This is a genomic window from Bacillus haimaensis, from assembly GCF_048270625.1.
GTDB lineage: Bacteria > Bacillota > Bacilli > Bacillales > Bacillaceae_I > Sutcliffiella_A > Sutcliffiella_A haimaensis.
In genome coordinates, this window is the sequence record NZ_CP158164.1 from 3193703 (window position 1) to 3207662 (window position 13960).

General features: G+C 42.8%; 14 protein-coding genes. 3 read left to right on the forward strand and 11 right to left on the reverse strand.

From position 1 onward, the window contains the following. Positions 1–136 precede the first annotated feature (136 nt). From ABN702_RS16325 to ABN702_RS16355, 7 genes are all read right to left on the reverse strand, one after another. Positions 137–1471 (reverse strand): ABC transporter substrate-binding protein, encoded by a 1335-nt coding sequence (locus tag ABN702_RS16325; RefSeq protein WP_417897828.1) that lies wholly within the window; start codon positions 1469–1471, stop codon positions 137–139. 13 nt (positions 1472–1484) lie between these two features. Beyond that, on the reverse strand, positions 1485–3089 hold the full coding sequence (locus ABN702_RS16330; protein WP_417897829.1) for a response regulator transcription factor: 1605 nt from the start codon (positions 3087–3089) through the stop codon (positions 1485–1487). After that, the gene (locus ABN702_RS16335; RefSeq protein ID WP_417897830.1) at positions 3064–4869 is read right to left on the reverse strand and encodes a sensor histidine kinase; all 1806 of its coding nucleotides are present in this window, start codon (positions 4867–4869) and stop codon (positions 3064–3066) included. Before ABN702_RS16335 ends, ABN702_RS16330 begins: the two co-directional genes overlap by 26 nt. Positions 4870–5095: 226 nt before the next feature. Further along, the gene (locus ABN702_RS16340) at positions 5096–5761 is read right to left on the reverse strand and encodes a type 1 glutamine amidotransferase domain-containing protein (protein WP_417897831.1); all 666 of its coding nucleotides are present in this window, start codon (positions 5759–5761) and stop codon (positions 5096–5098) included. A 308-nt stretch (positions 5762–6069) separates the two neighbouring features. Further along, entirely contained in the window at positions 6070–6573 is a 504-nt protein-coding gene (locus ABN702_RS16345) for a response regulator (RefSeq protein WP_417897832.1), read from the reverse strand. Between the two features lie 80 nt (positions 6574–6653). Then, the gene (locus ABN702_RS16350) at positions 6654–7688 is read right to left on the reverse strand and encodes a fatty acid desaturase (protein ID WP_417897833.1); all 1035 of its coding nucleotides are present in this window, start codon (positions 7686–7688) and stop codon (positions 6654–6656) included. A 277-nt stretch (positions 7689–7965) separates the two neighbouring features. Then, positions 7966–8781, reverse strand: a complete 816-nt coding sequence (locus ABN702_RS16355) for an aminoglycoside adenylyltransferase domain-containing protein (RefSeq protein WP_417897834.1) — start codon at positions 8779–8781, stop codon at positions 7966–7968. A gap of 115 nt (positions 8782–8896) precedes the next feature. Between ABN702_RS16355 and ABN702_RS16360 the strand changes: the two genes are divergently transcribed. Next, positions 8897–9604, forward strand: coding sequence for a metallophosphoesterase family protein (locus tag ABN702_RS16360; protein ID WP_417897835.1), 708 nt, complete (start codon positions 8897–8899; stop codon positions 9602–9604). Between the two features lie 51 nt (positions 9605–9655). Here ABN702_RS16360 and ABN702_RS16365 read toward each other — a convergent pair whose 3' ends face one another. The 4 genes from ABN702_RS16365 to ABN702_RS16380 all read right to left on the reverse strand — a co-directional run bounded on the left by ABN702_RS16365 (position 9656) and on the right by ABN702_RS16380 (position 12238). Further along, the gene (locus tag ABN702_RS16365) at positions 9656–10483 is read right to left on the reverse strand and encodes an STAS domain-containing protein (RefSeq protein ID WP_417897836.1); all 828 of its coding nucleotides are present in this window, start codon (positions 10481–10483) and stop codon (positions 9656–9658) included. A gap of 209 nt (positions 10484–10692) precedes the next feature. After that, the gene (locus ABN702_RS16370; RefSeq protein WP_417897837.1) at positions 10693–11181 is read right to left on the reverse strand and encodes a hypothetical protein; all 489 of its coding nucleotides are present in this window, start codon (positions 11179–11181) and stop codon (positions 10693–10695) included. Positions 11182–11263: 82 nt separating this feature from the next. Beyond that, positions 11264–11686 (reverse strand): FosM family fosfomycin resistance protein, encoded by a 423-nt coding sequence (gene fosM / locus ABN702_RS16375; RefSeq protein ID WP_417897838.1) that lies wholly within the window; start codon positions 11684–11686, stop codon positions 11264–11266. A 24-nt stretch (positions 11687–11710) separates the two neighbouring features. Then, positions 11711–12238, reverse strand: coding sequence for a DinB family protein (locus tag ABN702_RS16380; RefSeq protein WP_417897839.1), 528 nt, complete (start codon positions 12236–12238; stop codon positions 11711–11713). Between the two features lie 367 nt (positions 12239–12605). On the opposite strand from ABN702_RS16380, the gene ABN702_RS16385 reads away from it, so the two are divergent. After that, on the forward strand, positions 12606–12920 hold the full coding sequence (locus tag ABN702_RS16385; protein ID WP_417897840.1) for a helix-turn-helix domain-containing protein: 315 nt from the start codon (positions 12606–12608) through the stop codon (positions 12918–12920). A gap of 5 nt (positions 12921–12925) precedes the next feature. Beyond that, positions 12926–13870, forward strand: coding sequence for an IS3 family transposase (locus ABN702_RS16390; RefSeq protein ID WP_417897841.1), 945 nt, complete (start codon positions 12926–12928; stop codon positions 13868–13870). The last annotated feature ends 90 nt before the right edge of the window (positions 13871–13960 follow it).

Consider the following 13960-nt stretch of genomic DNA (forward strand, 5'->3'; position numbering starts at 1 on the left):
AAGCGTTTTCATTATCTGATTAAAAATATAACAAAATCCCTGAACGGAATATTGCAATATCTTTGGGACTGACATTCTAATATTTTTGGATAAAAAAATCCCCCAGCCAACATCGCCGGGGGATACTAGTTACTTATTAATCTTCGAAGGCCTTCAACCCATTGTTTATCTTTTCTATCGCTTCGTCCGCTGCCTCTTTCACATTTTGGCCCGAGATTCCCACATCTTCAAACAATTCCTTGATCGCCACACTGACCACAGGATAGGCCGGTGTGACCGGGCGATTCTTGGAGTAGTTCTGCGCCTGAGTAACAAAGATCTTTTTAGGGTACTGATTCAGCTCAGGGAACTCCTTTGCAACAGAATATCTTGCAGGTATATCCCCTGTGATTTCTACATATTTTTTTGCTCCTTCAAAGCTTGTTGCATATTTGACAAACGCCCATGCCTCGTCAGGGAAATCCGTTTTCTGTGAGATCCCAAGGGCCCATCCTCCGTTTGGAACAACCTGGTTCTTTGCCCTCGGTAACGGGGCGATCCCATAATCCTTCCCCAATTTGAAATCCGATTCGCTCTTTTCATAGTCTGCCAATGTCCAGGAACCCATTACCGACATGCCAAGATGCCCCTCGACAAACGGATCTGTCGGCAGCTCAACCGCTGCCACCTTATGTGTGAAGTAAAGGTCCTGGTAAAATTGCAGTGCTTCGAGAGCCTCTTCTGAATTCAAATAGCCTTCCGCTGTGCTACCGTCGGGACTTAATACTTCCGCTCCGAACTGCCATAATATAGGCAGCTTGAAATAGGTCGGGGATTCCCCGTCACTGAATCCCTGGGCAGGATCAATGCCATAGATTTCCTTTGAAGGGTTGTTCAATTTCTTCGCAATGTCCACCACTTCATTCCAGGTCAATGGCTGATCCTTGGACGGAAAAGGGACACCTGCTTCTCTGAAAATATGTCTATTATAAAATAGAGCCACACCAGACTCGACGATACTCGCTAAATAGATTTCTTCTTCATACGTCATCCCCATCAGCGTGGTCTCAGGGATATCTTCCATATTCCCTTCCGCCCTCATTTGCTTGTCAATCGATAAAAGCGAACCGGAATTTGCATAAACCGCCAAATTTGGACTGTCAATCGCCATAATATCAGGGGGATTTCCGGCTGCAATTTCCGTTCTCAGCTTCAGCTCATAATCTCCGTATGGAATGGAAACCATATTGATTTTTATATGAGGATGTTCTTTTTCAAATGCAGCAACAATCTCCCTGTAAGCCCTGTTCTCCAGAGAGTTCCCATAGTTTCTCCAGAACGTCAATTCCGTCACGTGCTTGTCTTTCGCTTCTTCCTTTCCCGAATTGGTGGAGCTGTCGGGGAAAAGGGTGAAAAAAGACAACACATAGGCTGCAATAATCAGTATAATGCCCGTTACGATTCCAATGGTCAGCCTTTTTTTCATCATCATACCCTTTCCTTCTTTAGACATGCATCCTACGGGACTTCCTGTATTCGACCGGAGTCTGCTCATAATGCTTTTTAAAAACGGTGCTGAAATATCCGGAATTGGAGAACCCGACCAGATGGGCTACATCGATTATTTTTAATTGCGGATCCCTGAGTAGCTGCTCGGCCTTTTCAAGTCGCAGTCCTATCAGATAATCACTGAAATTCTTGCCGATATGAGTTTTGAACATTTCTGATAAGTAGGCACTATTGATATGAAACTGATCCGATAAGGTGGTCAGGGAAATTTCACTTGCATAATGCTGTTCCAAATACCGCCGCACCTTTTCCACTATCATGGATCCATTCGAAGAGCTCCTGACTTCCTGGACCTTCCTGATGATGGACTGCGCGAGTTCTGTAAGTTGTTCGATTACTCTGCTTTGGGAATTCAATTCCCAGATACTCTGCTGGCAATTCCAGATTCTATCATGGATTTCATTCGTATCTATCTCATATTTTCTCGCATGGGCACTCAACAGGAAAAGGATCCGATTGGCTGAGAGGGAAAATGTCAGTGCCGACTGACTGGTTGTATACCCCAATACCGCTTTCACATTGGAGATAAAAGCGTCCTGGTTGGCATGTTCGATTGCATTGATCAGCCTTTTTTCATAATCTGTGGAGAATTCGAGCTTTTCCTGTTGCACAGCACCTTCTAACACCTGTGACTTAGAACCAAGCTGACTTTGACTCCATGAAAGCAAGGCAGCAATATAGCCTGTCTTGAAAGCAGCCTGTCCCGTCACCTCTTTTCCGATTCCAATCACCGTTTCCAAGCCGAGGTACTTTTTTACGGTGCGCTGCAAATCCATTATGAATGGCGATTTGCGTGTCAAATGTTCAGAATCAATCCTGTGGATAAAATGAATCATGTGGGAATAGTTTGCATCATAAAAAGAATGTGTACCTTCCTTTCGTTCCGCAATTTCCTTGCATAGCATGCGGAAAGGCAGCCAAAGCTCCTTTAAGCAGCCGGAACTGGAAGTGCTCTCGGACTCTCTGATTTCCACGGTGACAAACTGCACTTGCACCTTTTCATTTGCAAAATCCTCGAGCTGCAGCTGTCGCAATCTCTCCTGTGCAATATTAAGCTCCGACCATTCCTCTTTGACTAAATATAGCAGATACTGTTCTCTCATTTCTTCAAACTGGTTATGTACAAGGCGGTTCATCTGTTCGGATTCCTTTTCCTTCTGCTTTTCCGCTAGCAGCTCACTCCTGATTCGAAGAAGTGCTTCCATCAATTCATCTGGTGATACCGGCTTTAACAAGTAGTCCTTCACTCCCTCAATCATGGAGGAACGAACATAATCAAAATCAGAATAGCCGGAAAGGACGATCACCTTGACCTGCGGATGCTGCTGACTGCATCGTTTTACAAATTCCATTCCGTCCATGATCGGCATTCTGACATCTGTCAGGACGATATCCACATCCATCCTCCCGAGCAAATCGAGTGCCTCTTTTCCATTCGAAGCCTCCCCGACAATTTCGAATCCCTCCTCTTCCCATTCCACCTTCATCCTCAACCCTTTACGGATCTGAACCTCATCATCCGTTATCAACACTTTCATCATGTATATCCCCCTTTAGTCTTATACACAATGTTACCTTTGTGCCTTTCTGTGCTTTTGATTGGATTTCAAACGAAAAATCCTGGCCATAATACAACTTCAATCTCCCCAGGACGTTCTTCAATCCGATGCTGCTCCCTTTACTTGCCAGAACTTCATTGAGTTCGTTGTTCTTGTAGGAATGCAACAGCTCGGTAATCACTTCCTCTGACACCCCTACGCCATTGTCTTCCACTGAAATGTAGATATGGTTATCTGCCTTTTTGGTCTCTATTTTTATGACAGCATGTGTATTTTCGATAAAACTGTATTTCACAGCATTTTCCACAAGCGGCTGTACCACAAACCGGATGATCGGGAGCGATCTCGTATCAGGATCCTCCTCCACTTCAATGGAAATATTATCTTCATACCTGACTTTCAATATATCCGTAAAATTTCGGATATAGTTGATTTCTTCTCCTAATGTCACTACATCACTTGACGTATCCAAGGAGTATCTCATCATGCGGCCAAGATAGACAGTGACATTCATGACCTCTTTATTCATACCCTGTGCAGCCAGCCCGCCGATGATTTCCAATGTGTTGTTCATAAAATGTGGATTGATTTGAAGAAGTAATGCTTTATACTCGGCATCTTTTCTGCGGATGTTTGCCTCGTACTCTATTTTTATCAACCTATTCAACCTGTGGATGGTCTGATTGAACACCTTTACGAGATAGCCAACCTCATGATTGTCCGATTTGATGGTGGGCATCACCAGCTTGGCGCGGTCAAAATCCCCCCGTTCCATATGCTTCATCGCTTTTGCCAGCTTCCCCAAGGGACTGACGATATTGGAAGAAAGCAGAAAGGAGGCAATTCCCGTCAAAATGAAAATGAAGGCACTTGTCAGAAGGAGTTTATTCTGCAACTGATCAATTTTATGGAATAATTCCGATTTCGTAATCTCGCTGAATAGAATCCAATCCCCTATTGTAAGTTTTTGATAGAATACAAGGTATTCCTCCCCATCATGATTCATTTCGAGCAGTCCTTCATTCGGCCTGCCCCCTTGTATACGAGCCAGGCTCTCCCTCAATACATGTTCAGGAGTTTCGACCTTTCCGGATAGGACATTTTCTCCTGCACCATTCAAAAGATAAACACGTCCGCTTTCGCCGAGCTGTATCTTGCTTAGCGCCGTTTCAAGCAGAGCAGAAGGGAAATTCACCTTTATCACACCGGCAAGCTCCATAGTGTTGATATCGAACAATGGTAGGAGATAGCTGTTTATGGGAACCTCGCTCATTTCATTTCGATGCTGGAATTCATCCGTATGCGTTTTGATCCAACGCTGATCATCATTGGGGAAGTCTTCATACCACTTCATTTTCTGCAAAGATGGATTATCCGTCCACAAGCCAGTTCCGTCATTAAGGAAAATGGAGAAGGACATCGTATTGGAGTTGTTTATGACCATCGAGGAAAGCTGGCCCCTCAGCTCATTTTTCATCATGAGGCGCTCGGTTTCGGTAACACCCGTATTCTCCCGTTCCATGCGCAGCCATTGCTGTGTGGTCTGATCGACAAGTACCTGTTTTCCCAGATCCTCCGCCTGCCTCGTAATGGAATCAATATACAGCGAGTACTGATCCATCATATCCTGCGTCGAGCTTTTGGTCTGATTCTCCATGATGGAAGTAAACCAGCTAGGGATCAGAAAGGACAATACTAAAAAGGGAACCGTCAACAATAAAGTAAAAATAAGAAATATACGATTGCGTAAAGAAAAGAACATATGGCCCCTCCATAAAATAGATCGTCTCGTAATCTATTGGTTCTCACAATAATCTTACTATTCTTATTAATCTATCATAAGTGTGCGAACCTTACCATATGGGTTTAAAAGGGAAAAAGGAGCCTTGCATGATTAAATAATAAAAGCAGGCAGGAAAAACGTTAGTTTTTCCTGCCTGCTCCATTTTAAGGATATATTAGACTTCTAAATCCGATAGCTTATCAGATTAACCTAACCGCTCCACTACCTCTTTTGCCACACTGATGGTGGACTGCGGGTTCTGCCCTGTAATCAGCTTCCTGTCCTCTTTCATATGATCTGCCCAATTATCCTTGGCTATGAATTCCGCTCCAAGCTCACGAAGACGGGTTTCTAGTAGGAATGGCACGTCCTTGTCGAGCGTTGTTTCGCGTTCCTCCTCATCTGTAAATGCAGTCAAAGTCTTACCTTCAACAAGTGGGGTATCATCGGATAGCTTCACGCCCACAAGTCCTGCAGGCCCGTGGCATACGGCTGCTACAATCTTGCCCTCTTCATACATGTCACGAATCAGGTCCTGCAGGTATATGTTATCAGGGAAGTCAAACATCGTTCCGTGTCCGCCAGGAAGGAAGATGGCATCGAATTTCGATGAGTCGATCACTTCATCGAGTTTGATGGTGTCCTCCAGGTATTGGGCCGTATCCAGGATTTCCTGAGGTATTTCCCCACCCTCCAGACTTCGGGCATCAACCGGCGCTTTTCCACCTTTTGGGCTTGCCACAGTAACCTCGTAACCCGCTTTCTTGAATTCCACGTAAGCTTCTCCAAATTCGGAAAGCCAAAGTCCTGTTTCGTTCCCGTTCTTCATTTTATCCGCTGTTGTTACTACCATTAATATATGTTTACTCATTCCTGATTCCTCCTCCTGTGTATTCTTTTTCGACATTTCTATATAATACCCGCCCTATATTTTTTCAATCATCCACAAAAAGGCTCTTTTCGTAAAGTTTGTTGCTTATGTCCGTGAAAAATCGGCTTTTGGATTTTTCACAGCACTTATCCACCATATAATTCAAAGAGAAAATAATCTACTACACGGGAAAAGAGCACGAAAGTGAATAATATTATGTGTTTAAGTTGGATACGTCAAAAACAACTATGCATGCGAAAACAGCCACAAAAAAAGACCATCCACCTCGAATACAAGGTGAATGGCCTTTAGCTGACAATATTGGATAAATAATTTTTAACTGCACGGATGGGTGTCGGCCGAAGAACCACATTTTGCTCTTCCAGCTCATTCACATGAGGATCCATGTCTGATTCAACCGCATCGTCTGCAAGATCCGGTGCATAGATTCTTTTTCCTTCAATAATTAACCGTACAGCGTCCACTAATTCTTCACTCGGGCCATCCTTCAGCAGGTAGCCACGGACATCTGCATTTCTTGCCCGAAGGAAATATCCGTCCCTTGCAAAGGTCGTCATGATGATCACCTTGCATTCCGACTCCTTCAAAGCTTCAGCAGCTTCAAGCCCGCTCATCTCCGGCATTTCCACATCCATGATGCAAACATCCGGCTGTCTTTCTTCCACCAGCCTCAGCGCTTCTTTTCCATTGCGCGCCTGCCCGACAACTTCCATGTCTTCTTCCAAATTGAGGAGGGATCCTATGGTCCCAAGCAACATTTCTTGATCTTCCGCTATGACAATTCGAATCATGGATGGTCTCTCCTTATCGGGTGGCTGATTTTAACGAAAGGCTCCCTAAGATTTAAGAGGAGCCTTCCTGATGGAACATTTTATAGTTCAGGTTTCATTTCTGCATTCATGCTGCGTTTCACCATTCTTTTTGCTTCTCTGAATGTGACAAAGTTCTTAGTCGTTTCATCCCAAAGACGGAACTTCAGGGAACGAAGGCTTGTCGCAAGCGTGATTGTAGGTACATTTTCCAAAGGAGGCGTATTCTTGTGTGCCTCTTCAAGCATATAGTTCGGTACTCTCGGACTTAAATGGTGAACATGGTGGAAACCGATGTTCCCAGTCAGGAATTGAAGAAGCTTCGGTAGCTTGTAGAAAGAGCTTCCTTCTACTGCTGCCAGCACATACTCCCATTCTTGATCCGGCTCAAAATAGGAATCCTCGAATGTATGCTGTACATAGAACAACCAGATGCCGATGGATCCGGCTACCATGAAGATCGTGCCGTGTACGATCAGGAATGACTGCCAGCCGATTGCCCAGCAGAGCAGCGCGATAACAGCCACAATCAGAACATTCGTCAAGTATAGATTGTTGCGCTCCTTCTTACGAGCACCTTTACGGTTAAAGCGATTTTTAAAAGCGAATACCCAGATAGGTCCAAGTACGAACATGACAAAAGGACTGCGATATAAACGATAACCGATTTTGGTCTTTAATGTTGCTGCATTATATTCTTCCACTGTAAGCGTCCAGATGTCGCCTACCCCTCGCTTATCAAGGTTACCACTTGTTGCGTGGTGAACAGAGTGCTCATGTCCCCATTGCTCATAAGGGAACAGTGTCAACACACCAGTGATGGTCCCGACGATTCGGTTCCATTTACGGTTTTTAAAGAAAGAGTGATGCGTGCAGTCATGGAAAATGATGAACACGCGTGTCATGAAGCCGGCTGCGAGAACCATCGGAACGAGCGCCAACCAATAGGAAACAGAAAGACTGATATAGGCAAGGTACCATAATAGAAAGAATGGTCCTAGAGTATTAATGATTTGCCATACACTTTTCATTGTCTGTGATTGTTCAAAGGGAGCCACTTGCTTTTTTAACGTTTTTGTATTGTTTTGTGAGTTCATATATTCAAATTCCCTTCTTCTTAATGTTGTTATTTCACATTATAAACAAAGGGAAAAAAATTATTAGTAGCAGGTGTCATATGCAGAGTATGACAAATGTCATGTTGGGGGCTGGAAGTGTTGGTATAACTGGGGTTGCGATCGTAAAGTTTTTTTGAAGACAAGCATAAAAGTTGGTGTTTCGATGTGTTTATAGTGTCGGAGCATGACATTTACCTATGATAGATTTAAGTGAAGGGACATGTTTGGGACTTCTAGCGATTAAAGGAGAAGTATGTCATCCTCTCCCACACTTGTCAGCCAGCGCATTGCATTCCCCTATCACATACTCCATATACGCCAACGCATCAGCACGTCTTTTCCTGGCAGAGCGATATAGGGATTTCTTTTCTCCTTTTCGCCATCTTATAGCTTCTTGAATGATTTTGTGCCATTTTTCCGGAACGGTCCCAAGTGCATATTCCCCCGCACCTACCTTGGATGTCATATCCTTTTCCCGGATGGTATAGAACAGTCGGGTTACTCCAAGCACACCCCATTCAATCGATCTGATACTCACAAAGGAACCAAAATAGTTGATGGAAGGAAATCTCTTGCAACCATCCAGCCAATTTTGCCAGTATGTATGGATGTTATCCTTCTGACTTTTCAATACAATATCAAAGTCCACAGAGTAGTCGACCCGCTGACCCATTATGATCATTCCGTATTTTTTTAACTGAAAGGCATCAATAGAATCTTTATGGAAGCTTCTCTCGCCTTTAAACTTTCCCTCTGAAAAATAATAGCTGGGAATGATCCGTTGATTTTCTGCTTCCATTTCTTCTTTCACGAGATAATAACCATCCAAAATCGAACCAGAAAACTTATTGTGCATTTGCTTATGGATATCTTTCACCCTTTGTAATTCATTATCTGTTGGGTGTTGATTGATTAGTGCAATAAAATCAATGTCACTGAATCCATTTTGATAAGCGCCTAATGAGATGGAACCATATATGTAAAATCCTTGAAGAAACTTCGGCAGTGCTGTTTCTATTTCTTCAATCATTTCATCCACAATTAAATTGATATTTTTCGGAATGCTCCTCATGACAATCCCCCCGTTTTTCACAATAATTCTATTTTAATGCAAACCTCCAAGCACTTGAATACCCATATTTCAGAAAATTATGATAGAATTTCCTCAAGAAAGGGACGTGATCTGGATGAAACGCATGCTCGCCATCAGTGATATTCATGGTGATATGGACAAATTCGAGAAACTTTTGAAACTAGTAAACTATAGCAAAGACAAGGACCAATTGCTTCTCCTTGGCGATTATGTCGACCGGGGTCCCAACTCCAGGGCGGTTCTGGACAAGGTGATGGAACTGACGTCAGAAGGCGCGATTGCCTTGATGGGCAACCATGATAAAATGATGATTGATGCGTTTGAGGATAACGATGACCCGAAGGCATTGAAGAGATGGTTCTATAATGGAGGAATCAAAACCCTACAGAATTACGGCTATGAAATCGAGAAGGACGATGCGAAATTTTGGTATACGACAGATGAGATACCAGAGCAAATCGATATGAATGATGAGATCCGTCCACATATAGAATTCCTCAAAGGGCTTCCCTTCTACCATGAAACGGACACACATATTTTTGTCCATGCCGGTGTCCATCCGGAAACTCCCATACACTCGACTGAGCCATATACACTGGTTTGGATCCGCGAGGAGTTCCATAAAGGCTACAACGGAGAAAAGACGGTTGTCTTTGGTCACACCCCGGTAAAATATTTGCATCAGAAGCCCGAGGTCTATTTTGGTGAAAATAAGATCATCGGAATTGATGGCGGCTGTGCGTATGGGGGCAGGCTTTATTGCTTGGAGGTAGCGGGATTACATATAGAGTTTGTGGAGTAATGTCCATTAAATTGCAAAAAGTGGCCCATCCAATGTGGATGGCCACTTTTATTACACAACCAAATATTTTTTCAACGTCTGCTGCAGGGTCCCGTGGGTTTCGGCCTGATTGTTGAAGGTCACTCCTAAACGAATCATGTTTCTTACTAGTTCCGCGCGCAATCCTGTGATGACTGCCTTGCATCCCATCATCGTTACACCGCTCAGAATATTTTCAAACTGGACGATTACATCTTCATCCATTTCGGTCAATCCTGATAGATCCATTATCAGTGTTTCAAGCTTCAGTCTGGAAATATCCATCAACACTTTTTCTTCAATCGTCTGCATACGGTAATCATCGATGTTCCCGATCAAAGGTAATACCGCAACTGTCGGACTGACAGGTATGATTGGAACGGATAGATGCTCGACAAGCTTTCTTTGGGAGTTCAACAGCTCATCCTTGTATTCGGAATAGCTGAGGAAAAAATTGTTAATGAAAGAGTCGATGGAATCATTGACCTTTTTTTCCAGATCAAAGAAATCGTCTCTGGTGAAATTTTTACTGTTGAATTTTTCGTACTTATGTAGGAAATGCCATAGAGTACGTCTGATTGCCTGTACCCATTCAAGCTTAAAAGATAGCGTCAAGGCATGCTGTGCCCATGCCACTCCCTCAAAACTTGCAAAATCAATCAGTTCTTGCTCTTTCTCTTCTACAACATAGATGACCAGGTTTTGTGCATTCTTCAAAAGGTCAATATTTCCGGTGTTCAAAATATCATTGATTTTTCCCGCTACATTGACCGCTTCTGAGAGCAGCTTTGCCTCGAACTTATCTTGATTTTCTTTAATAAAATGTGTCAGTTCCGAATTGCGGTTAAACTTCACCTTCATTTAATAAACTCTCCTCGCTTTTTTTTTCTATATGGAATGAGCTAAAAAATGTGAATTAATGTAGTATTTCTATAAACACCATCAAATCCCTGCTTTTCATTCGACAAAAAATGCGAATTTAAGGATTGAGATGGCGACGCCCTATGTTTTGAAGCAATTATATCATTATGTAGATAAATTAAAAAGCAGGCCTGATTGATAAGGTCTGCTTACTCTCTTTTTCTTCCTTTTATCATTATCCATACGATAAATACCGCGAAAACCAATACTCCCAGAGAGAAAATCAGGATCAAGGAGACATCAACCCGTTTCATCCCCTCTTCTTCCGAACTCTCAGCTTCTATCATCGGTGCATACTTCCCATCCCGTTCCGCTTTTAAAAAACTTCCTTCCGACTCTTCCACCGCTATCATATCCTCGGTGCTGACACCCTTGATGGAGTAATATTTTGTTCCTACAGGATAGGCATTCGAGAAGTTGCCGGGAAGGCTCGCCATGTCGGAATACTGCGTGACGCTACCTATTTCCTTCTCCACTTCCTCTTCCCCTACACTCTCCTCACTTACCACATATACGTACCCCTCGTACACCACAAACGGATAGGCCCACGATGTGGCGGATGTTTTACCTGGATAGGAAAGTGCCGTTAGCATAATGATGAAAATTAATAATGCATATATGTACCTGCTTTTTTTCATACTCAATCCCCCTTTATTCTTTAGACGGAAGGTAGAAAAAATGGTTTCATGGGAGAATGTAGCTGACGGTTCTATATTTAGGTTAATCAAAAAACTCCATATGCGTTTTTTCTTTCCTATAATAATCCAATCGATCCTGCAAAGTCCCGGTATGAAACTCAAACTTATGGCCATCCGGATCTGTAAAATAAATGGATTGCTTATCTCGCTTATCCCTTGGACGTCCTGAAAGGATATTCACATTACAACGCTTCAGCTTTTCGTACATTTCCACAATTTCCGCCTCATCGATAGAAAACGCTATATGGGTGTATGATTGGCTGATTTCATTACGAGGTATGTCTTTCTCTTCATTAAGAGCCAGCCACATACCATGGAGATCGAAATAAGCGGTGATCCTCCCTTTTAGGAGCAGCTTCGCCTCCAATACATTTTTATAGAATTCAATCGACTTTTCCAGATTGGATACGGAAAAAAGGAAATGGTTGAGACCTTTTATGGACATTTAATCACCTCAAATTCCAGCTGATCATTTATTTTTCAATATGCTTAAATAAGCCTCCCACGGTCCCACGTCGGTCTGGTATCTCTTCGCCATGACCCGGACGATCTGGCTGATATGGGTCAGGTCGTGCACCACCCATGTAGCCAGAAGCTCTCTTAATTTCACTTCCCCGAATTCAGGATGGATGCCTCTTAAGTTCAAAAGCCGATCGCTGGTATACCGCTCTTTCAGCTTGGTGACATTGTGCTCCCTGAGTGAAGCGAATTCCTGCAAAGCTTGTTTGATGGTCTTACTTTCTTGCCCGTTTAGAAGTGAAAAGCGGTCAAACGGTGGAAAATGCTTCATCTCTTCATCGTTCAGGATAGACTCCATTCTCGGAATCCAATTTGTTTTATCACATTCAATGAGATGATCCACCACCTCAGCAACATTCCAAGTATCTTCCCCTTCGTTGCTTTGCAGCCAGTCACTCGTCAGACCGGAAAGCATCGCCTCTAGCGTTTTGGGTGTCCGTTCGAGTATTTCAATTGCTTCTTTTAGGTTAAAAAGCATGGCAAGACGCTCCTCCTCTTCTTTTTATGGACTATTTCCATAATGGAGAGCTGAACTCCTTCTTTCATTGGAATACGACTGCAGGAAAATGAGATTTTACTTGTGGATAATACATTATTACAAGTGGTTTTTCACCGTTTTTGTGGACAATTCGGAATTTTTTGTGGAAAAACCATCGATTCACACTATGAGGCCGATTGTTACCTGGGATTAATTTTTACTTATGCACAAACTTAAGGATGATGCGCACAAAAATTTCGTTTTATGCACAATTTCTCTACGACCCCCTAATTCCTTTGGACACATTTGTACTGAAAACAGTACACTAGAGACATAAAATCACAGGAATTAGGGAGGGGGAATTTCAATGCCAAAGAAAAAGATTGAAGCCTTGGAGGAAGTCAAAAGAAACTATGTCCGAATGGCTTTAGAAAGTGGTAATTACTCGTCCATCGCCCGTCATGCAGGAATTTCTCGGACTACCCTTACGAAGTGGATCAAAGAGTATGAGGATGAGGTAAGGGAACAAATGGAGGATCCAACATCAGCTATTGTTTCTACTGAACCCACAAAAGAAGAGCTGAAGGCTAAATACGAACAGGCCATGAAACTCCTAGGTGAAAAAGAGCTGGAAGTTGCCATGCTTAGAAACATATTAAAAAAAACCCAGTACCGGCCCTGACGGTCTTGGAAGAGGTTCGACTATGGGCAAAGGAGGGGTTTCACATCACTAAACTTTCTGAGGTAACGGGGGTTAACCGATCCCTATATTACTACCATAATGGCATGGAAGAAGCTGCGGTAGCTAAGGAAAAAAGAGGACGTCCGATTCCAGGTTACTCTAAAACAAATAGAGGAGAAATCATTCCGGATGAGCAGATAGAAGAATTTCTAATGGAGGCCATCGAAGGGGACGGCGAAACATATGGTGTAAAGAATCTAACTCAATTTCTAAAAGATCACCACGACCTTCAAATTAATCATAAAAAGGTCGCTAGGTTATGCAGGAAATTAGGAATTCTCCTTCCCCAGCGAATGGGTAATCCGAAGTATCCAAAAAGATTTGTCCGCAATCGGCTCGTTACTGCCCCTAATCAACTTTGGCAGCTTGATATAAAATATGGGGCCATTTCAGGAAGCCGAAGGTTTTTCTTTGTCGCATGTGCGATTGATGTTTTTGACCGCGCCATTGTTGGATATTACAGAGGACCCAGATGCACAGCCAAGGATATAACGGGAATGCTTAATGAAGCCATTATTAGACGTGGGTTACAGGCTTTAGAGGAGACGGATGATCATTGTATTGTGATAAGAACAGATAACGGACCTCAATTTGTCAGTAATCTTTTTGGTGAATTTTGCGAGAGAAATAAGGTTTTTCATGAAAGGATTCCTCCCAGATCACCAAATTATAATGCCTATATTGAATCGTTTTTTAGTATTTTAGAGAGAGATTTATTCAGGCGTTATGATTTCGAACTTTTTGAGGAGGCTTACTATGAAATTGATGAGTTCATGAAGTTTTATAATCACCGCCGATATCATGGTAGCCTGGGCAGAATGTCTCCCGTAAATTTCTATGAGAAATATAAGGATATTGGCTTTCCCGAAGAAATGGCCTTAAGCCTTTAAGAATGCAGGATTTCTCCTTCTTCATTTACTAACCCGCAAAGGTCAAAAGTGAAGAAGGAAATGAAAAAATGAAAAACTAAGAATCATTTA